The 20503-nt window shown below is 40.3% G+C and carries 24 protein-coding genes; 7 read left to right on the top strand and 17 right to left on the bottom strand.

The genetic code is table 11. The features are described from left to right. Window positions 1-963: a YafY family protein gene (locus FHT21_RS00110; protein WP_167292754.1), complete on the top strand. Its 963-nt coding sequence runs from the start codon at window positions 1-3 to the stop codon at window positions 961-963. Window positions 964-979: 16 nt separating this feature from the next. On the opposite strand, the gene FHT21_RS00115 is transcribed toward FHT21_RS00110, so the two are convergent. Next, window positions 980-1438 (bottom strand): DinB family protein, encoded by a 459-nt coding sequence (locus FHT21_RS00115; RefSeq protein WP_243853809.1) that lies wholly within the window; start codon window positions 1436-1438, stop codon window positions 980-982. A gap of 190 nt (window positions 1439-1628) precedes the next feature. After that, window positions 1629-2021 (bottom strand): winged helix-turn-helix transcriptional regulator, encoded by a 393-nt coding sequence (locus tag FHT21_RS00120; RefSeq protein ID WP_167292758.1) that lies wholly within the window; start codon window positions 2019-2021, stop codon window positions 1629-1631. 92 nt (window positions 2022-2113) lie between these two features. Between FHT21_RS00120 and FHT21_RS00125 the strand changes: the two genes are divergently transcribed. Next, on the top strand, window positions 2114-2854 hold the full coding sequence (locus tag FHT21_RS00125; protein ID WP_167292760.1) for an SDR family oxidoreductase: 741 nt from the start codon (window positions 2114-2116) through the stop codon (window positions 2852-2854). A gap of 75 nt (window positions 2855-2929) precedes the next feature. Here the strand turns inward: FHT21_RS00125 and FHT21_RS00130 are convergent, their stop codons facing one another. Next, window positions 2930-3688 carry a helix-turn-helix transcriptional regulator gene (locus FHT21_RS00130; protein ID WP_167292762.1) on the bottom strand — a complete coding sequence of 253 codons (759 nt, stop codon included), beginning with the start codon at window positions 3686-3688 and terminating at the stop codon, window positions 2930-2932. An 88-nt stretch (window positions 3689-3776) separates the two neighbouring features. Between FHT21_RS00130 and FHT21_RS00135 the strand changes: the two genes are divergently transcribed. Together FHT21_RS00135 and FHT21_RS00140 are read left to right on the top strand one after the other, a co-directional pair. Then, entirely contained in the window at window positions 3777-4022 is a 246-nt protein-coding gene (locus tag FHT21_RS00135; protein WP_167292764.1) for a hypothetical protein, read from the top strand. Window positions 4023-4027: 5 nt separating this feature from the next. Then, the gene (locus FHT21_RS00140; protein ID WP_167292767.1) at window positions 4028-4759 is read left to right on the top strand and encodes a DUF3667 domain-containing protein; all 732 of its coding nucleotides are present in this window, start codon (window positions 4028-4030) and stop codon (window positions 4757-4759) included. 240 nt (window positions 4760-4999) lie between these two features. On the opposite strand, the gene FHT21_RS00145 is transcribed toward FHT21_RS00140, so the two are convergent. From FHT21_RS00145 to FHT21_RS00170, 6 genes are all read right to left on the bottom strand, one after another. Further along, window positions 5000-6544 carry an FAD-dependent monooxygenase gene (locus FHT21_RS00145; protein ID WP_167292769.1) on the bottom strand — a complete coding sequence of 515 codons (1545 nt, stop codon included), beginning with the start codon at window positions 6542-6544 and terminating at the stop codon, window positions 5000-5002. Window positions 6545-6620: 76 nt separating this feature from the next. Then, a complete protein-coding gene (locus FHT21_RS00150) occupies window positions 6621-7436 on the bottom strand; it encodes a helix-turn-helix domain-containing protein (protein ID WP_167292770.1) in 816 nt (271 codons plus the stop codon). A 75-nt stretch (window positions 7437-7511) separates the two neighbouring features. Continuing rightward, entirely contained in the window at window positions 7512-8849 is a 1338-nt protein-coding gene (locus FHT21_RS00155; protein WP_167292771.1) for a HAMP domain-containing sensor histidine kinase, read from the bottom strand. 1 nt (window position 8850) lies between these two features. Next, the gene (locus tag FHT21_RS00160; RefSeq protein WP_167292773.1) at window positions 8851-9525 is read right to left on the bottom strand and encodes a response regulator transcription factor; all 675 of its coding nucleotides are present in this window, start codon (window positions 9523-9525) and stop codon (window positions 8851-8853) included. 5 nt (window positions 9526-9530) lie between these two features. Beyond that, window positions 9531-10382: a hypothetical protein gene (locus tag FHT21_RS00165; RefSeq protein WP_167292775.1), complete on the bottom strand. Its 852-nt coding sequence runs from the start codon at window positions 10380-10382 to the stop codon at window positions 9531-9533. 4 nt (window positions 10383-10386) lie between these two features. Next, window positions 10387-10671, bottom strand: coding sequence for a hypothetical protein (locus FHT21_RS00170; protein ID WP_167292777.1), 285 nt, complete (start codon window positions 10669-10671; stop codon window positions 10387-10389). A 194-nt stretch (window positions 10672-10865) separates the two neighbouring features. Here FHT21_RS00170 and FHT21_RS00175 point away from each other — a divergent pair, with 194 nt between their 5' ends. Together FHT21_RS00175 and FHT21_RS00180 are read left to right on the top strand one after the other, a co-directional pair. Then, window positions 10866-11663: a DUF4382 domain-containing protein gene (locus tag FHT21_RS00175; RefSeq protein WP_167292779.1), complete on the top strand. Its 798-nt coding sequence runs from the start codon at window positions 10866-10868 to the stop codon at window positions 11661-11663. 31 nt (window positions 11664-11694) lie between these two features. Continuing rightward, the gene (locus FHT21_RS00180; protein WP_167292781.1) at window positions 11695-12192 is read left to right on the top strand and encodes a hypothetical protein; all 498 of its coding nucleotides are present in this window, start codon (window positions 11695-11697) and stop codon (window positions 12190-12192) included. 51 nt (window positions 12193-12243) lie between these two features. Here the strand turns inward: FHT21_RS00180 and FHT21_RS00185 are convergent, their stop codons facing one another. After that, entirely contained in the window at window positions 12244-12414 is a 171-nt protein-coding gene (locus tag FHT21_RS00185; protein WP_167292783.1) for a hypothetical protein, read from the bottom strand. A 65-nt stretch (window positions 12415-12479) separates the two neighbouring features. Then, the gene (locus FHT21_RS00190) at window positions 12480-12779 is read right to left on the bottom strand and encodes a hypothetical protein (RefSeq protein WP_208398842.1); all 300 of its coding nucleotides are present in this window, start codon (window positions 12777-12779) and stop codon (window positions 12480-12482) included. 146 nt (window positions 12780-12925) lie between these two features. Here FHT21_RS00190 and FHT21_RS00195 point away from each other — a divergent pair, with 146 nt between their 5' ends. Further along, a complete protein-coding gene (locus tag FHT21_RS00195) occupies window positions 12926-13735 on the top strand; it encodes an FkbM family methyltransferase (RefSeq protein WP_167292785.1) in 810 nt (269 codons plus the stop codon). Here the strand turns inward: FHT21_RS00195 and FHT21_RS00200 are convergent. The 6 genes from FHT21_RS00200 to FHT21_RS00225 are packed head-to-tail and all read right to left on the bottom strand — an operon-like array spanning window position 13732 to window position 20502. Further along, window positions 13732-15135 carry an undecaprenyl-phosphate glucose phosphotransferase gene (locus FHT21_RS00200; RefSeq protein WP_167292787.1) on the bottom strand — a complete coding sequence of 468 codons (1404 nt, stop codon included), beginning with the start codon at window positions 15133-15135 and terminating at the stop codon, window positions 13732-13734. The two genes, FHT21_RS00195 and FHT21_RS00200, sit on opposite strands and share 4 nt — an antisense overlap. A 46-nt stretch (window positions 15136-15181) precedes the next feature. Then, window positions 15182-16378 (bottom strand): glycosyltransferase family 4 protein, encoded by a 1197-nt coding sequence (locus FHT21_RS00205; RefSeq protein ID WP_167292789.1) that lies wholly within the window; start codon window positions 16376-16378, stop codon window positions 15182-15184. Continuing rightward, window positions 16375-17115 carry an FkbM family methyltransferase gene (locus FHT21_RS00210; RefSeq protein WP_167292791.1) on the bottom strand — a complete coding sequence of 247 codons (741 nt, stop codon included), beginning with the start codon at window positions 17113-17115 and terminating at the stop codon, window positions 16375-16377. The genes FHT21_RS00205 and FHT21_RS00210 overlap by 4 nt, the downstream gene beginning before the upstream one ends. Continuing rightward, window positions 17112-18212, bottom strand: coding sequence for a glycosyltransferase family 1 protein (locus FHT21_RS00215; RefSeq protein WP_167292793.1), 1101 nt, complete (start codon window positions 18210-18212; stop codon window positions 17112-17114). The genes FHT21_RS00210 and FHT21_RS00215 overlap by 4 nt, the downstream gene beginning before the upstream one ends. A gap of 12 nt (window positions 18213-18224) precedes the next feature. After that, entirely contained in the window at window positions 18225-19094 is an 870-nt protein-coding gene (locus FHT21_RS00220) for an FkbM family methyltransferase (protein ID WP_167292795.1), read from the bottom strand. Next, on the bottom strand, window positions 19078-20502 hold the full coding sequence (locus FHT21_RS00225; protein ID WP_167292797.1) for a hypothetical protein: 1425 nt from the start codon (window positions 20500-20502) through the stop codon (window positions 19078-19080). The genes FHT21_RS00220 and FHT21_RS00225 overlap by 17 nt, the downstream gene beginning before the upstream one ends. Window position 20503: the final 1 nt, after the last annotated feature.

Genomic DNA, 20503 nt, shown 5'->3' on the forward strand with positions numbered 1-20503 from the left:
ATGGATATTACCAAAAGATTTGACCGGATACTACAGATATTTTTTTTATTGCAATCTAAATCTGTAGTCACTACAGCAGAATTACAAAAGCGGTTCGAAATCAGTTTAAGGACAATTTACAGGGATTTAAAAGCCCTTGAGATTGCCGGTATTCCGATTGTAAATGAATCAGGATCTGGCTATTCGATTATGGAAGGTTTTAGGCTTCAGCCATCGAGGTTTAGCCAGGAAGAAATTCTCAGTTTAATGATTGCAGAAAAAGTGATGCAGAAACATGAAACCGAGTTTATTAAAAAACATTTTGAGGTGGCACTTATCAAAATAAAAAGTTCTTTTCAGGTGAATCAAAAAAGAGATTTCCTGCATTTAGAAGATGCAATACACCTTAAAAATGATTTTAAATCTAACGATTACCTGCCTAACATTATCGACGTTTTACTCAACAGTACTTTAAGGAAAAAAATAACCCATATCGATTACCTTAAAGGTGGTGATATTCATACGGTCGGAAGATCAGTAGAGCCAATCGGCGTATTTTATGAACACAGTCTTTGGTATCTTTTAGCCTATTGCCATTTAAGGAAAGATTACCGCAATTTTAGATTAGACAGGATCAAAAAAGTTTTAGTACTCCAAGAGAACTTCACCATTACTCATCCACCAATTAACGAATTCAGAGATAAAGGCCTATCCGAAAATATAATGAAAATCGAAATCAGGGTAGACCGGAAGTATGCACATTTTCTATATTGGGAACGACAGATTTTCGGATTTACAGGCGAAGAAATTTCAGATGATTTTGTGATCATGTATTTCGACTGTTCCCTTTCTGTTGTTTCTTTTGTCCGCTGGTTTCTTAAATTTGTTGATGTTGCTGAAATTATAGAACCGGCCCATTTAAACAACGAGCTGATTGAAATAATGGAATCTGGTTTGAAGAGAATAAAAAACAAAAGCGCTTAATAAAGCGCTTTTGTTTTTAATAACGGTCCCAGAAAAATGGAGGCTCAATGCCTAATGCCCTTAAATATACAAAGCCTTGCCCGCGGTGGTGTATTTCGTTATCAATGAAATACAAAAGGTGGCTAATGATCGAAAACTCGTACTGCCCGAATAATTTAATTGTTTCGTGAAGTTGATCTTCAGAGATTTGGTTAAAGTATTCTATAATTTTTGGTGTATCCTCGTCCCATTTTGTTAGTAGCTCTTCTTTGCTATTAAGCGGGAGATCATGACTAAAAGGAGTTGTTTCTCTGGTGACCATTTCTTTTAAACCAGGAACATTAATCGATAACAACTCTTTAATTAATGAAGAAAAAGGCCTCATTCCACCCACCGAAAATTCGAATAATTCTTTCTCGGGAAATTTTTCAATGGTTTTTCTGGTTAGTTTTCTGTGGCCTAACCAATGCTGTAGTAATTCGCTTTTAGTAATCATAGTTGTTGACATCTTGTTATATTAATTTAATAGAACAAAACTAAGACTGGCCTATGACAGCTGTTTGTCAGTCGAAAAACAGCATATTGTTTTTTGTTAAAATTTCTGTTTATTCTTTAGAATCTGATGAGCAGGACTAATCTTTAAAAATCATAAAATTTGCAGTTTTTAAAGAGACCACAAGTTTCATTTACTTGTCTTGCAATACGCTAGCAGATAAATCTTGCATTTGGTTGATATGTTCCCGGTACATATTGCCCCAGTCAGACATCGCATCCAGCATCGGTTTCATGGTACGGCCCAAATCGGTTAGGCGATATTCTACCCTTGGCGGTACCTCTGGAAAAACAACACGAGTAATAATCTGGTCTTTCTCCAGTTCTCTTAACTGCGCCACCAACATCCGCTCTGATATACCGATAATGTCTTTTTTAAGCTCGCCATAGCGCATGGTGCCATAAGAAAGGCGGCACAATATGGCGGGTTTCCACCTTCCGCCGATTACCGCCAACGATGAGGACATGCCGCAGCTGTCGATCATCATTTTTTCGTTCAAAGCATTGGTTGATGTTTCTTTTCTCATTTCTTACTTTTTTGTTAGTACCTAACAATTTGTTGCTTACCTGCAAATGTAAAGTATCTCTTTTACTTTAGCATAAAATTTAAAAAATACAGATGAAAAAGTTAACAGATAAAATTGCCTTGGTAACCGGAGGAAGCCGGGGCATAGGTGCAGCGATTGTAAAAAGATTAGCTGCCGAAGGTGCAAAAGTAGTATTTACTTATGCCAATTCACCAGAAAAAGCTTCGGCCGTAGTGGCTGAGGTTGAAGCTGCGGGTGGGCTTGCCGTGGCATTAAAAGCAAGTAGTATAATACCAGCTGAAGTAACTGGCGCAGTGGCTAAAACAATTGCCGATTTTGGCCACATAGATATCCTGATCAATAATGCCGGTATTTACATTGGAAAAGCCTTTGAAGAGCATACCCTTGAGGATTATAATGAAATTATGGCCGTTAATGTTCAGGCAGTTTTTGTGGCGGCTTTGGCTGCGGTAAAAGGCATGCCTGAAGGTGGTAGGATCATTACCATCGGCAGTAACATGGGCGATAATGCGGTTGGTCCAGAAACCACTTTGTATACCATGAGTAAATCGGCACTTCAGGGTTTTACACGTGGTTTGGCACGCGATCTTGGTGCCCGTAAAATTACAGTAAACCTGATTCAGCCCGGACCAATCAATACCGATATGAATCCTGCAGATGCACCATTGGCTGATTTCTTAAGAACCCGTATGGCATTGCCAGATTATGGTACTGTAGAAGATATTGCATCATTTGTAAGCTTTATTGCAAGCGAAGAAGCCAGGTACATCACCGGCTCGTTTTTAACAATCGATGGCGGATTGAATGCTTAAGGCGATTACTAATAAAGCCAGGCTTTGGTCGGGAGGGCAATTCCCGGCCAAAATATTGTAAAAAAATGGGTGAGACTAAATCATCTTACTATTAACTGCGCGTGAAAGTGCCTCTACCATATTACTCACTTCCAATCGTTCAAAAATCCGTCGCCTATAATACTTTACGGTATCAGGTGCAACAAATATTTTTTCGGCAATTTGGTTAATGGTTAAGCCTTGTGCATGCAGCTGCAATATTTCGATTTCCCTCTTGCTGAGTTTTGGTTTCTCTGATTTATGCCAGATTTTACTTTCGATATTTAACGCCCATAGCTCATCAGTACCCTGTTTGTAAATATAGATATTGCCGGCCTGCTGATGGTGCGAGATGGAAACAATACACATCGCTTTCCACATTTTACCTTCGCCAGTTAAAAACAAGGGCGTAAGTTTATGGTTAATCAGCGTGGGTTTACCTTCCTGGTTAATCAGATGAAAATCGTAAGTAATGCTATAGTGTTTTTTTTCTCCATCAGTTAGTTTGGCAAAAAAATCGAACCCGGCTTCGTTAATCAGACTCAATAATGCAAGATCCTTTTCAGGTACATTTTTAAAATAAAATTCATAGCCTAAATCCAAAACTTCGTTAGGCGAATAACCACATAAAAATAAAGGGTTTTCTGAAACATACTCAAACGCCATTTTTTCGTAATCGATCACATATACGCTTTCGTAGGTTAAGCGCGCAAAAGCTTTTATAGCTTCCATGTAATCTTGCTGAAGAAGGTCTTCAGTTGATATTTTTTCAACCTTATTCTTGGTAAGCAAAGTGGAGGTAATGCTGTCTTTCATTTAGGGGATGGCTTAATAGCAAATTTACACTAAAGTGTAGTCTCTGAAAATATTTTTGTGCCCACTTTTACAGAAAAGATTTTGAACGATGAAAAAATGGTCTGAATTAAGCTTGGCAGAATTAAACAAAACCAGAGCGAAGTTAAAGGGAGCCTTAATTGGATTTATCGTATTTGGAGTGCTTATTTCTTTAACCTTGTTTTTGCTCAAGGCAAAACTAGTGTTATTCATCCCGGCAATGGTGTTGCCCATTACCTGGTTGCCGATCTACAGCTCCTTAAGATCGGTAAACGATGAGATCAGATTACGTAATGCACCAAATGTTAACCAATAAACTTTATGCATACTGATCTAATAAGTTGCAGAAACTGTAGCCATGTTGTAAATGATGATTTTTGTGGACGTTGTGGTCAACCGGTCCATATTAAAAGGGTAGATGCGCATTACATCCTGCATGAAATCCAACATGTTTTACATTTCGAAAAAGGAATACTCTTTACGGTAAAGGAACTGCTGATCAGGCCTGGCCAGAATATCAGGTCATTCATTACCGAGAACCGCAGCCGGTTGGTAAAGCCCGTTATATTTATCATCGTTAGCTCGTTAATTTATACGTTAATTAGTCATTTCTTTCATATTGAAGAAGGTTACGTTGAATTTACCGAGGTAAAAAAAACAAGCATCGGTTTAATTTTCGATTGGGTACAGGGACATTATGGTTATGCCAATATTTTAATGGGTGTTTGCATTTCCTTGTGGTTAAAACTATTTTTTAAAAAATACAGCTACAACTTCTTCGAAATATTAATCCTGCTGTGCTTTGTGATGGGGATTGGCATGTTAATCATTTCTGTTTTTGCTATTGTCGAGGGGCTTAGCAAAATCAGTTTGATGGAGGTTTCGAGCATTATAGTGGCAGTCTATAGTACATGGGCTATAGCACAGTTTTTTAACGGGAGAAAAGTGGTAAGCTACTTAAAAGCAATTATTGCTTATAGCCTTGGGATGTTAATGTTTGGCCTTTTGGCAGTGTTTTTAGGGGTTTCGATTGATCTACTGATTAAACATTAAACTTTCGTAAAATCGCTCCAATTTCTAATCATCTAAAACTAACCAATGTTTATTTATCTTCTCGAAGGATCGTCATTGCGAGAAGGCTTTTTCAGCTGACGAAGCAATCTTTACAGCGAGGATCACCTATATGAAAGATTGCTTCGTCGTTCCTCCTCGCAATGACGAATTTCTATAGGAATCTGCCAACGGTAGCGCGGCAAACTTTTAAAGAAACTTGTTTTATGATACAATCTCTTTTTATGTTAACCAAAACCAAGTCGCCATTGCTTTTTGCAATTCGCTAGTCTCTATCAAATCATCTGTAGCCCAGGCTACAATTCCATCAGGCCGGATCAATACTGCACATAGACCCAATTGATTTTTCGCAGTTTTCGAAATATAATCAATCTGATTGTATTCGCTGGCTAACTCTCTGATTGCGATATTGTGGCCAAAATCAAGCAGTATTCCTCGGCCATCCTGCATCAGTTGGCCAATTTTTGTCTCATCTTCAAACTCAAAGTTAGGAACACTGCAGCCAACCAGCGGATGTTTGCCATCGAGATTAATTTGGGTAGAAACACCCCACACTCTTCCTGCAAAATAGGTGGCACCATCAGTGGTATTGATAAGATCGGTAATAATGGCATGCAAAGCGCGGGCATTGGGTTCGGGTTTCATAATCGCTGCCTGAGCGCGAGACCAATCGAGCACCTGTGCACCAATTGGATGTCGCTCTGTGCCATAACTATCCAATAAACCTTCAGGAGCTTTCCTGTTGATGGTTGCCGCGAGTTTCCAGCCCAGGTTCATGGCATCGCCCAAACCCAGGTTAAGTCCCTGGCCGCCTAAAGGTGCATGAATGTGCGCAGCATCACCAGCTAAAAGTACACGTCCGTTGCGGTAGCTTGTCGCTTGCCTTGCGCGGTCGGTCCAGGTGCTTGCAATATGTAGCGTACTGATGGTAACATCGGTGTTTGAAACACGGCGCAGTACCTCTTGCAAATGTTCGCGTGTAACTGGCTTTGCCGAACCATGAAATGCACCACCATCAAAATCCTGTATGGCCAGATAACCTGGCTGCGATTGCATGTACATGCCTGTTGGCGTTACGTTTCGTCCTGGTTTAAGCAGTTCCGGATTGAGGATGTCTACCTTAGCCGTGTAACCAGTAAATTCAGGCTCTGTTCCGGCAAATTCGAAGCCGCCCGTTTTGCGTACTACACTTCGGCTTCCATCGCAACCTACAAGCCATTTACTTTCGAAAGATTGCCCACCCGCCTGTACAGTTACACCTTCGTTATTTTGATGGAAGCTCGTAATGGCAAAACCTCGTTTAATTTCAACGCCCAAGATTGCTGCACGCCGGGAAAGTACCGTTTCCAGCTCCTCCATTTCGGTAATTAAACTGGTAGGTGTAGAACTTGGTAGGCGATATTTCCATTGGGCAGTATCAATATCACCGTCGCGAAATGGAATGCCAGCGAAATGTCCTGCCTGGCGACGTGGCCCTTGCACGGCATTTTGGTGAGGGTTTTTAAGGTGTTTATGAATTTCAAGTTCTTGCAGCAGGCCACGGCGATAAAGTGCTTCAATTGTTGGTGCCGACAAGCCACGGATACCGAAAGGAAGCTGTTTTAAAGGCGAGTGAGCTTCCACTGCTTTTTCGAGTATCAGTACCGAACATTTGGCTAAAGCCAATTCGCAGGCCAGGAACAGGCCTACAGGGCCGGCACCAGAAATAATAACATCGTAAATTGTATGGGTGTGGTTGTTTTTTTTATTTTTAAGTGTTGTGTTCATATCGTATGATTAAAACACAAAATTCAGCAATGTACTTAAGTTAGGCTTGTATAAACACGACAATCCTCCGTTGGGTTCAGGAGGAGAGATTAAGAAGGTCGTTGCTTAACGCTTGTTTGCCTTTTTTGGCCTTTCGGGCAAATGCCGCAGGAGTAGTGCCGCTGTAACGTTTAAATTCCCTGCTGAGGTGCGGTTGATCGGTATAACCAAACTCATGTGCCAAACTGGCCAGGTTGGCATTCGGATCAAGCCACAATTGGTTACGTACCTGCTCAAAACGCATCAGGCCCGATACATCTTTAACCGTATGGCCTGAAGATCGTTTAAAGTTTCTTTCCAATGTACGCACCGTTACATGGGCTGCTGCCGCTACCTCACTCACAGGTATGGTACCCTTTGCTTCCTGCATGGCAATCCCGGCTTTGAACAACATACTGTTAGCAGCAACCTGCGCTCTTGCCTGTAAGAAATATTGCTTTACTGCTGCCACTGCTTCATCTATTTTCCCATCAAGAATAAATGCATTTAGTTTGGGTTGAAGCTGAGCCATGGGGTGCTCAAATAGATGTAATCCATGCTTGTTGGATGGGAGGCCGAGCAAATCGAATACAGTCCACGGAAAGCATCTGATTCCAATGATCTCAAAACGGTTTTTCGTGTAAAAAATAGCAGGCTGATTAAGTAATCCCATCATAAAAGGTGAGGGTAGTGGACGCAATTCTCCACCTGAAGAAATGCTACAGCCGCTGCCAAAGTGAAAAATGATCTCCGCGTAACCATCAGGTACAACTTCAAAGCTCGATAGTTCTGCTCCAGATACTCTCCTGTTGTACCAAAAGCACTTTATCGTATCCTGTAGTTCTTCAGGAGGTTCGAATTCTTGATGATGCATTTTGAATGGCGGCATATTCGGGAGGATTGGATTTAAAAAAAGGCACTTCTTATGAAAAATTTATAGCTTCCGGCACTAGGTTATAGATTTGCTAATGCGTTGTTCTATTTCGAAAATAACTTTAAAACTTGCTCCCTCACCCAGTATTGAGTTTACCTGAACTTTTAAGTTAAGGTAATTCGCTATGCTTTTTACAATGGCAAGTCCTAACCCATAGCCCGCATTTTCGGCATGACCGGTTTTTTTAAAACGATCAAATACATGCGGTATATCTTCTGCTTTAATACCTTGGCCACTATCGCTAACCAGAATAGAATAATAACCTTTTTCAAGATGATCAGAAATCTGTATGCTTCCATTTTCTTTGTTAAACTTAATGGCATTGTTAATTAGGTTATAAAAGAGCTGAAACAAAAGGTCATGATTGATATGGCTTAAACGTTTGTTATGGCTAAGCTCGATGTCGATTTGAATGTTTTTCTCTTCGAGCCTATGGCCTATTTCTTCCACTATTTCATTAAAAAGTGTTTGGGGTTCTATCTCCTCCTGTTTGGAGAACTGTTCATTTTCTATTCTCGAAATGAGTAGGAGCGAACGCGATATTTTCTTTAACCGCTCTAGTGTTTTCATCATGTCAACAACATGTTCCTGTACCGCTTCGGATGCCGATTCCTCAGTAAGCAGATTTTCCATCTTGTTTTGTAATATACTAATGGGCGTCATAAACTCATGCGAGGCATTAGCTGTAAATTCCCGCTCTTTTTCAAAAGCCTCATTAATCTGGTCCATTAACGAAATGAGCGAATGATCGAGGTATTTAAAGTCTTGGGTACTGGTGTTAATATGGCCATGTTTCTTTTTAAAAGGAAACCGGCTATTGGTTAATCTTAATTTGATAATCTGACCGAGTGGTTTGATTAACTGCCGCGTAAAAATCAGGTCAATGATAATACTTAGGGCAATAAGGATAATGAGCACATATAAGGCAAAGCGTTGGAGCGCATCATTATAAAGGTTAATGCTGGCGGTGGTTTTGCCGATTTCTAAGAGATAATTTTTTTGGTTTTTTTGAAAAGTAAAACTCAGTACCCGATAAGCGATGGTATCTTGTTCTACTATACGTTTGGTATCGCGTATGGTATCTAATTTCAGTGTTTGTACTACCGTTTCGAGTGCAATGTATTCATCTTTCAGCATGGTGTAGCTACCATAACTGTTATCCCCTTCGAAGTAATAATCTATTCCCTTTTTATTGATGTTTTGGAGTACTTTTTTCTGCTGGTTTCTAAGCGAAAAATTGGTGTAGTTAGAAGCAATCTGCCTGATTAAAAAAGGGAGCAACAGGATAAACAGACCTACAATGGCGAGCTTAGATCCCGTAATAAATAAAGTGAGTTTAGTAGATAGTTTCAAATTACTTCTTAATTCTATAACCAACGCCTCTAACGGTTTCTAGCCATTCGGTAGAGGCATAACCATTTAATTTCTTCCTGATATTTTTAATGTGTGCATCAATGTAGTTTGAGTCGTAATCATCATCAACAAAATTGCCCCAAATATGTTCGCTCAATTGCATCCGGGTAAGCACCCTGTTTTTATGCAGTAAAAGGTAGCTTAAAAGATCAAATTCTTTGCGCGAAAGTTCAATCTGCTCCTCCTCAAAAAATACAAAGCGTTTTTGCAGATCGATGCTAAAATTTCCGAGGGGAATTAACTCTTCGGCCACTTTAAATTTTCGCCTGGCAATGGCCTGCATCCGCGATTGAAGCTCGGGTAAAAAAAAAGGCTTCGCTAAATAATCATCTGCGCCCATGTCTAAGCCGGCCACGCGGTCTTCTAATTTACCTCTGGCGGTAAGAATAATATAGGCCGCATCTGGATTGCTTTTCTTCGCCTTGCCGAGCAGTTCAAAGCCATCGCCGTCTGGCAGACCTAAGTCAATCAGCACATAATCATATTGATTTAACTCTAGCTTATTAAAGCCCTGTTTAAAGCTATGGGCCAGGTCGCATAAGAAGAAAGCCTTTTTAAGAAACTTTTCCATTTCAAAGGCAAGCGTTTTTTCATCTTCTATGATCAGTACCTTCATGTTGATTAAAATTGGTAGTAAACTGCTAAACCAAAGAAAGATTGTTGGTGTTTTACATTTTCTTCTTTTCTGTTTCCAAGTATGGAGAATTGATAACTGGCTTCGGCAAGGAAATTTCCGTTACTCCAGTTTAAAGGTAACTTAAAATTGTAAGACAATAGCTTAAACTGATTGACTGTGTTTTCCACTACCTCGCTGGTATTTCCATTAACTATTCCGGGTGCCGTATCACTTTTTCCCTTTCCATTTCCATTCGAATTTTGCCTTTTGTTTTTTTCGATGATATAGGTTTCATAAAAGTGGGTGGTACCTGCAGTAATCTCTATAGCTGGCGTAATTGAAATGAGATTCTTTTCGTTGAACACCGTTCCCAGTTCAATTTCTTTTGAATTTCCAAAACTGATAAATCCATCGGTTTGCTTTCCAAAGGCCAAATCTAAGCTAAGATCTGTTTTAAACCAAGGCCAGTGGTAGGCGGCCGATGCATTGATATTATTGTTATTGGATGCCTGGAGCAAAGGAGAATTAGCAGGGAAAAAAGAATGGGTATAGGTTAGTCCGGCAGTAAGTTTCTCATTAAAATCATAATCGTAACCTATGCCTAAATCTGTTTCCGAAATGGTTGAGCCATAGTTTAAGAGCTTATAACCACCGCCCGAAAAATATAAACCGCTTGGAAACCGTAAAGTGGCGTTAAAGAGTAGATATGGGTATTTTTCAGGGGTAACCTGTCCGTAATAATTAATGTTACTATTGTACATGGCCGCAAGTGTAAGCGTAGCTTTTGTCGAATCTTGCTGCGCTTTTACATTCGATATGACCAAAAACGAGAAGAAAATTAAGAGACGGGTGCGCATATATTTATGGCCTTTTAATCTTAGGTTTAATAATCTTGATGGGTTTTACCTTTACATTGGGCTTTACCGCCATGGGTTTTAGCTGTTTTTTGGCTTTTGGTACTTCTTTGATTTGAAGTGGCTCAGGTTTTTGATTTTCAGGTTGTTTATCTTTTTTTTCTTTATCCTGTTTTTTAATCAGTTCTTCTTGAGGATTTGAAACAGTTAAAGCGGTAGAATCTTGTTGCACGGCAAAAACACCCGATAACGGGGCAATTGCCAGGCAAAAAATAACGGCGAATCGGATCATTTTATAAATATAAAAAAAGTTTACCCCCTAAGAGGTAAACCCTACCTAAAAACCACCATACATGGTGCGCTCACATTTCAAAAGTAGATGGACAACATGAAATTAAGATGAAAAAAATAAATTTTAAATTTCATGTTGGTTTCATCTTCGGCCATCAACTTTGAAGCGTAAAACTTTAAATAAAATCTTCAGTTATGAAAACAAATTTTGTAAATACCATTTTAGTCCTCTTCGCCGTAATCGGGATGACTGCCTTTTATGGATGTAAAAAAAATGAATCAAGCCAGGGAACGACTAAAGTTCAGATTAAAATGACCGATGCTCCAGGTAACTTCGATAAGATCAATTTAAGTGTAAAAGAGATTGTACTGGTATCGGGCGATAAACCTTATGTATTTGCAGCCAGCGCAGGTATATTCGATATTCTTGATTTTAGGATCGGCACCAGTAATCCTGATATTTTGGTTGCTTCAGGTGAAATGCCTTCAGGTGAAATTACCGAAATCAGACTGGTACTTAACGAAACCGGAAATACCATTGTGGTAAATGGTGTTCAGCAGGAACTTAAAACGCCAAGTGCACAAACATCTGGCTGGAAGGTGAAATTAACCGCTAATCCAGAATTGGTTGAAGGTGCTGCTTATACATTACTATTAGACTTTGATGCGGCGAAATCTATCGTAAGCACCGGAAACGGAAAATATTTATTAAAACCAGTGGTACGTGGAATTGCATCGGCCACTACCGGATTAATTTCTGGAACTGTTTTGCCTTTAGCAAGCCATCCTGAAGTATTGGTTATTGCAGGTACAGATACTGTGGGTACCGTTGCAGATCCTTTAACAGGTAAATTTACAGTTGGTGGCTTATCTTCTGGTACCTACTCGGTTAAATTTGCACCGGTTGTTGGTTATAGAGATAGTACCATTACTGCCGTTAAAGTGGCTTTAGGTCAAAATACATCGCTGGGCACGGTTACTTTAAAACAGTAAAATCCCATTATTCATATCTAAATTTAAAACGATGAAAAAGCTATTCTTGCTGTTGTTACTTATGGTAAGCGGCGGCCTTACTTTTAAAGCTCAGGCCCAGGTAAGTGTAAACATAAACATTGGGGCACAACCAGCATGGGGCCCAGTTGGTTACGATTATGTAGATTATTATTATCTGCCCGATATTGAGAGCTATTATTATGTGCCTAAGAAACAGTTTATTTATATGGGGGCTGGAGGCTGGGTTTTTACCACCTCTCTTCCGCCAAGATATAGCGGGTACGACTTATATAACGGCTACAAGGTCGTAATTAACTCACGTCAACCTTACCGTTATTTCGAAACCCACAAAGTAAAATATGCGAAATTTAAAGGCAAACATGGGCAATCGGCAATAGGGAAAAGCAAAGGGCATAAATATTCGCCGGCGAAAGGCAATGGTAATTTTTACAAAGAAAAGCCTTCAAAAGCACAACATTTTAATAAAGGAAACGGAAAAGGCCATGGAAATGGCAAAGGAAAACATTAGTTGTTTGTGTAATAAAGAAAGAAACCCTCCAAATTTGGAGGGTTTTCTTTTTTAATTTCTTTTTTGTTGTCCTGGAGCAAAAGGTCTGGCCGATTTTGAACCTGTTCCTTTCTTGGCTTGCCCTGGTGGAACTTTCCCACTGTTACCAGCAGTTCTGATGCTATAACAAGCACTGGTAAGTAACATTGCCGATAACGCTACAATTAGATATATCTGTTTCATGGTAATACAGTAAGCGATAACTGTGCCAGTTGCTCATTTCTTTTATTAAACAAGTCATGAGGCTACTATCCCAGAAAATCCTTGGGGTAGGTTTGCTGATTGTATTTCAAGTCCATCTCTTTTAAAAATGCTTTCCGCTCTTCTGTTAGTTCAGGAATGGGCAGCGTTTGCCCAGGAAGAACAGGCGTACCTATTTCATGAAATAGATTTTCCAGTCCGGCAGGTACTACTGTGCAAAGCAATCGTGCAGGTTTTTCGGAAGTATTTTTAAAGCAATGAACGGCTCCACCAAGAGGAATATTCACAAAGCCATCTTTTGAAACGGTTTGTTTACACTGCTTGTGCGAAATTTTTCTTTCTGCCATTGTTTTAACTGTCTGATTCAGGAATCAACCCACCACTTCAAATTAATCGAATTTAATGTGCTGTGAATAAAGTGAATACATTTACAGTACAAAATATGAGTACATTAGTGTTTATAATATTGTAGCCTGATGATAACATTTAAAGTATGAATGCCCTGGGAAAATCTGTTAAAAGAGTATATGTACTCTTGTTTGCACGGCGGATTTTTTATCCCGCGAATCTTTTTTTGTATAAGCTGAGTCTGTTCGGATTGGGTCTCAGGAATTATGAGAACGACACCGTGTCAGGTGAGAAAGCATTTATTAAGTTTTTGAAGGCGCTCAGAAAGTTTGATTCAGGGGCGATTCTAGACATTGGTGCCAATATAGGTAACTATTCGGTGATGCTAAGAAAGAATGGGGTTACCCAGCCAATCTTTGCTTTTGAGCCACACCCGGTAGCATTCAATAAACTAAGTGAGGTCGCGGTGGCGTACAATTTCACAGCGGTGCCAGAGGGAGCAGGGGAAGCACATAGTATGGCTGCTATTTACGACTATCAGGGCGATGGCGGATCAGAACATGCCAGCATGTATAAAGGCGTAATAGAACATCTTCATAAGGGGAAAGCCGAGGAAGTAGCTATTACCCTTACCACCATTGATGAATTTGTAGCGAAACATGATATTTCGAAGATCGCATTATTAAAGATCGATACAGAAGGTCATGAGCTGAGTGTGCTAAAAGGAGCCAGGCAAACCATCGCTGGCGGAATGGTGGAAGTTATACAGTTGGAGTTCAATGAGATGAATATCATCTCCAGAACCTTTTTCAAGGATATTGTGGATGTGTTACCTGGATACGATTTTTATCGGATGTTGCCTGATGGGCTGAAAGCGCTGGGACCGTACAACAGCACGAACTATGAAATATTTTCTTTTCAGAATATTGTCGCGCTAAAGCAGCTTCATAACTAATAAGCGTTTTTATCTCCTTTGATCATATTCATCAGTGTCTGGAAAATGATCTGGCAATCTAGCCATATACTATAATTTTCAATATACCACAGATCAAAGTCAACACGTTTCTGCATCTGGCCTTCGACCTTGGTTTCACCCCTGTAGCCGTTCACTTGCGCCCAGCCAGTAATTCCTGGCTTCACTACATGCCTTAGCATATAATTCTGTATGGTGTTTTTTGATTCCTGGTGTAATGGAATGGGATGGGGACGTGGCCCTACCAGTGCCATATCTCCTATTAAAACATTGAAAAATTGAGGAAGCTCGTCGAGATTTGTTTTCCGAAGGAACTTTCCTATCGGGGTAACCCTTGAATCGTTCAATGTGGCCTGAAGATATTGTCCGTTTGTGTTTATGGTAGCGCTGTTGCGTATCATCGAGCGGAATTTATAGCAGATTATTTTTTTGTTGTTTAAGCCCTGCCGCTCCTGTTTAAAAAAGACGGGACCAGGGGAAGAAAGTTTGATGAGCAGGCCAATGAAGGGAAACAGCCACCAGAAAATAGTAATGAAAAGTATAGTGGTGAGGCAAAGTTCAAAAATGCGTTTGAACCTTTGTTTGGCCGGATCATCCAGCGGAGAGGTACGGATCGTTAAAAGTGGAAATGTGCCGAATAAATTCATGCTAGCCGTTGAAGTGCAGAAGCGGTGGCAATCTGCTATAATCCTTACCCGCTTGGCTTCTTTTTCACTGGCGATAATAATTTTTTCCATTTCTGTATTCTGCGTTTCAGGTAAGGCTACAATAACATCGTCAATTTCATGATCTTCCAGGATTCTGGGGAGATCAGATATTTTACCCAGATACTGCCCGTTGAGATGGGGATTGGTTTGTTCATCTATAAATCCAACACACCTGTATCCGAAATGGTCGTTGGATGTAATGGTGTTATAGAATTTCATTGCGGTATCGCCTGTACCTATTATCAGGACATTTTTTATATTATAACCATTTGATCTCAGCCGCAGCAATGATTGTTTTACAATGAATTTAATCACTGTAATGCCTATAAAGATTAAAAGAGCATGTAGTAAAGTAAAGGTTCTAGGATAAGGGTAGTATTTAAAACAATAGAAGAACAGGAATGTGAAGAAACAGGTATGAAGTAAGGTAGTTTTAAGAATAGCTATAAATTCGTAAGCGAACGACCTTGTTCTAAATTCCTCGTATAAATGGACCGACATCCCAATAATGGTCCATGAGGTGATACTTATACTAAACAGTAATAGGTTGAATAACGAAAAGAACACACTTCTCAAGCCAAAAATATAATGATAAATGCACAGAAATGCCAGTAGCAATACAAGATAATCTATCAGGAGTCTTACTAAGAAATTAATAGGAGAGCCAGTTTTCATTTTATGCGCGATTAGAGGATTATGAACAGGAACAGCTTATTCTTAATTAGTTTAGGATGGTGTTAAATACTTCCATAAATTGGTTTTCAATATGTGTGATGTCGAAATTTTTTTCTGCATATACACGGCCATTACGCCCCATTCTCCTTCGTAACACGGGGTCGGCTACCAGTTTCTCAATCAGTTGGAAAAAGCCTTGCAAATTATCCGGTGTAATACAATAGCCTACCTTATTATCTACTACAATAGCGGCGCTCAGGTTATCTGGGGGCATTGCGAGTACTATCGGTTTTTCTGCACACAGGTAAGCGAGTACTTTCGAAGGCACTGAGTAGGCGCTAGCATCATTTTCTAGTATAGCCAGCAGGATGTCTGCGGTGCCGAATACTAGGCTCATGTCTTGAAAATCCTGAAAGGGAAGTAACAGGAGATTGTCCAGCTGCTTTTTTTCTTTTTCTTTTTGCAGAAAATCTGCCCCTAAACCTTCGGAGATAATAATAAAAAGCACTTCTTTATGTTTGCGGAAATATTGGGCTGCGGCAGATAGTATGGATGGATTATGCTTTAATCCAAGTGTACCCGAATAAACTACACAGGTTTTATCAGCTACCTGGTGCCGGTTAGCCCATTCATTGTTTTTGCCTTTAAGTGTTATTTCAGGAAGAGGTGCCCAGTTGGGAATGTAGGTTACCCGTTTCGGATCAATCTTCCATTTTTGAAAGAGGTCATTAAAGGCCGGTGTAATACTGATCACATGTGTGCTTTTTCTCAGCAGTCCAGCTTCCAGTTTTTTGAAGTAGTACCACAATGGGAAGCTCATAAAACCCAGTCGCTGTTTTGCAATCTGCTGAATGGCAATAGAATATATGTCCTGGCACCAGTATACAAATTTGATTCCCTTCCTGATGCAGTATTCTTGTAAATGCTGCTGCACAAATAATGGGGTTGTACTGCTTACCACCACGTTAGGCTGAAATGTTTTCAGTGTAGTGATGAGCTGCTGAGCGTATTCAATTTCCTGTTTCCGTCTTTTTAAAAGAGAATATTTTTCGAATTTACCTTTAATGGTAATGGGCAGTATGCTTAGGCCAGATCCTGAATGGTGAAGGTCTTCAAAGTTTCCTTTGGGCGATTGGAAGGAAACCGAATAAGCATACAATACCTGATGCCCGCTTTGTGCGAACTGCTTACTAAGCTGAAGGGTGAAGGCGTGGCCTGAGTGATCGTTAACTACAATTTTCATATGTTTTTCCTTTTATATAAAAGATCCATTTGTAGGATTTGTAATTTCTCAGATTGAAGGAAGCCTACAGGGGCAATGAATTCAAAACCCAGTTCTTTTACAAAATCATGCATTTCATCAAACAGAGGTTCACCATCATACATCTGAACAAAAGAGGTTTCAAATAACAGGTAATCAATTTGTGGCAGGCTGTTTATTGCACCTTTTAATACTTCCTTCTCAAATCCCTGTACATCCATTTTAAGTAATACCGGCGAGGTAAAGAGTATTTTGTAGTGCAGGTCATCCAATCGTTGTACAGGTGTTTCTATCTGGTGGGAAATGGCTGTTTTAGGGAGCATGTTTTTTTGCAGTGCAGATACATGCAGAGCCGAACTGGCATGAGAGTAAGCATTACTATAAAATTCAAGTGTTCCGCTTGAGTTGCCCAAAGCCATGTTATAAGTGCTAATGCTATTTAACCTGCTTGTATTACGTTGTAAAATCGAAAATACTTCAGGTAGCGGCTCGAAAGAATGTATATGTGCACCAGGGTAGAAGTGATTTGCAGCTATTGCAAACTGGCCCTGATTAGCGCCTGCATCTATAATAGTACCTAGTACCGGTATGTAATGCCTACAGTTGTGCAGTATCAGCGTAGAAGCAACCGAGGCACCTTTTTCTGATAGCGCCCCGAGGCTCCTGCCTGAGGCCAGGAATACTTTTACAGCATCTGTTATTTTAAAAAGCATATTCATGTCGAAAATTTGAGGTTCCAGCAGTCTTTATAAAAATTAATTGTTTCTTGTACACTTTTGTTCCATGTAAATTGTTGCACCTGTTGCAGTCCCTGGGCAATCAGCCGTTGTTTAAATGTTTCATTCTCTAGCGCGCTGATCTTTTCAGCAAACAACAGGGGGTCTGGCCTGTCGGCCATTAGTCCGGCCTTGCCTACTACTTCGGGCATCGATGTCATATTGGTAGTTACTACAGGACAACCAGCTTTCATGGCTTCTCCCAGAGGAAATCCGAAGCCTTCATAAGCGGAAGTATAAAGAAGGCAGAAAGCATGATTATATAATATATTGAGATCGGACTGGCTTATTGTTTGGAAAATACGATAGCGCCCTGGTATTTTTTTGTTCATCATACCTATTTCTTTTTTATCCCATAGCTCACCACCTACCACTACCAGGTTGAAGGATGGGGGCAGCAGCTCTATTGTTTTTACTGCCGTAAAAAAATTCTTATAATTCCTGCGAGCACCTACATATAGGATAAATTTTTCACGGAGATCGATGTCAAGCGAACAGTTAGCCGGTTGCTGTTTGTTAATCGGGTAAAAGTTACCGATGCCATGATGGATCACTTTTATCTTCGCTGGGTTAATGCCAGGAAAAAAGTGAAGTAGTTCTTGTCGGGTACTATTTGAGATGCATATGATACCATCGGCGCGTCTGATGCCATACGCCTTTTGCATTGTGTTTGCCAGTCCTCGTGGGAACTTTGAGGCCAACTTTCGCTCATGGGCAAAATCATGCACGGTAAGGATATTTAGTATGTCCTTTTGAGGGGATATCCGTAGATATCCTCCATGAAAAATGGCAGCAGTAGGAAGGGTATAACGTAGCGGCAGATACCGAAGGTACTTTAAGGGTATCCTGCTCTCCTGGATACAATGGAAGCGGTTATAGTCTATTTTCTTTTCAAAAATATTGTCTGATTTTGGCCGTGCATTTAAAAAGCCTATTGAAAGCTCGCTGTTGCACATGCCAGACAGCAGTTCATACCAATAGGCAGATACACCGCCGGCTTTCTGAATGGAAAATACACTGTTGTCGAAAAATACCTGCATCTAAAATTGTCTTTATATCCACATGTGTAACATTACTGGGTTGCCGGATAAATAATGAATCCCCTTTACGAGATAATTGTATTCCGGTACCACGCTTTTAATCAAAGCGATCAGTTTTTCATAATCCTGTCCTTTATGATAGGTGGTGATCGCTATTTTCGGTTTGCTTGTGCGGATGGTTTCAATCGCACCCCTGATCATATTTTCCTCAAATCCTTCAATGTCCGCCTTCAGATAATCTATCATAATCCCTTTATCAGCGAAAAGACTATCGATGGTAACCACATCTACTTCAATCGCTTCACTGTTTTCACTGTGCTGACCAACGGTACCATTTAGGACAGTGTCATCGGAGGTCATGTTGATATATGCCTTTTGGCAGGTATCACCTGCCGCTACGGGCAGGATCACCACGTTATCTTTTTGTCCGAAAAGTTGCTGAAGGGAATCTATAAACAAGCGCAAAGGTTCCAGTATATAAATGCGACCGGCAGTGTACTGATGTCTAAAGGCAAAAAAACCTTCTGCACTACCACAATCAACAACCACGTCTCCTGGCGCAATTGCTGTTTGCGGAATTTCGTAGTAATGCCAGTGTTGCGGCCTTGCTTCGGTTATGATCATGGCAAAACTGTAAAACGGTGCGGTTGCAGGGTAAATGAATAAGTCCTCATAACCTGTTATCTGGTAATAGCAGTATTTTTCGTCTTTATTTACCAAGGTGGCTTTTTCATTGGCCACCTTATACATCCGTGGTGAAAACAGGTGGTACAGCATTTCATGCCATGTCGTTCTCCTTCTAACCTTTTTATTGAAAAGGTAGTGATACAATAAAGACAGTCGGAATCGAATCCCCCAGAGCATACTATGTACTTTGTTCATGTCCATTTTCATTTATTGATTCGTTATATGCACAGAGTAATGCCACTATGACTAAAAAAAGATCGATCTGACTAAAAAAGAAACAAACAGCCAGATATGCCAGATAACTACGTTGAAAAGGTGGAGTCTCCTGCGCCGTTCTGGTTAGTATCAGGAAGAAGAAAAACAGGGAAACAGCACCGAATTCTGCCAGAATAAAGAACCAGCGCATATTTAGGTTCTGGCCGCCAATGCCTTCCACCCGGTTTTGATAACTCATCTGCCCGAAAAAATAACGCGGAGGAATGAAGGTGCTGTTTCCAGCTCCGTAACCGGATATAAAGAGATAAGGTTCATCCTTCAAAAAATCTACTACCGGTAGTTCCATATCCCGCTGCAGCGGAATCCCTAGAAAAATGTTATTTTTGCGCCATATCTCATTATTATAGCGGTAAGTGGATCTCTCAAGTAGCAGCCGATATACGGGATGGTTGCGGTTAGCCAGGTATTGTTTCATGAAATATTCCTTGGAGGCCGCAATGGCGAGGAAAATACCAACGATCATGCCCATGGTACCAATTATTTTCCATCTCACCGACATCAATTTTGGCAGACAGAAAAAAAGAAGACCACCAGCCATGATATTAACCCAAAAGGTTTGCGAAGAGGTGAGTATACCTACAACAAACATTACCGCGGCCGCCCTGTAGTTCCGATCCCTCAAGAAAAAGGGAATAGCTAAAGAAAGAAAGGCGCTGAATATTTTAGGTTCGGAGAACAGGGCCTGTACGCGAACCCCGAGCGGGCCATTGATTTCCATGATTAGGTAACGGCTTTGAAGCCCTAAAAGCTCGCTAAGTTCTACATTCTGGAAAACGAGCTGTACTACAATCTGGATTGCGGCTATGATACAGGATATAACCGCAATTTTTTTTATGCTATTGGCAAATTTTTCAAATGAAAGCTGTCCTCTTTCCTGCACGATCTTGGCGCCAATGGCAAATAAAGGCAGATAGGTTTTGAGGTAAAAATAAATGGGCTTGGTATAAAAAGCGTACAACCTGCCACCAGGATAATTAAAAGGATCTTTGTAAAATTGTGTGATCAGGAATACTACAACACTAGATAGCAGGGGTAATATCAATAAAAAGAGATATTCTTTACGGATGTATTGCTTGCCGGTAAATAACTGATGCGCCTGTTCTACAAAGATATAAATGCCAACAAAAAAAGTAGCCGTAAAAGTAGGCCCGATTACAAGCATGGTATAGGCTTCTGTTGCAAAGGCGTAGAGTAGCGTATCGATAATAGAGATCCGCTTGTTATAGTACAGGTATAGCAGTGTTACGGCAATAACCAGGGGCATGCTTTCTCTGAAACATTCCACGAATAAATTACTGCTCTGAAGACTTCTGTATCCGGTTTCCATA

It is taken from the genome of Pedobacter sp. SG908 (assembly GCF_011759615.1).
In the GTDB taxonomy this organism is placed as follows: Bacteria; Bacteroidota; Bacteroidia; order Sphingobacteriales; family Sphingobacteriaceae; genus Pedobacter; species Pedobacter riviphilus.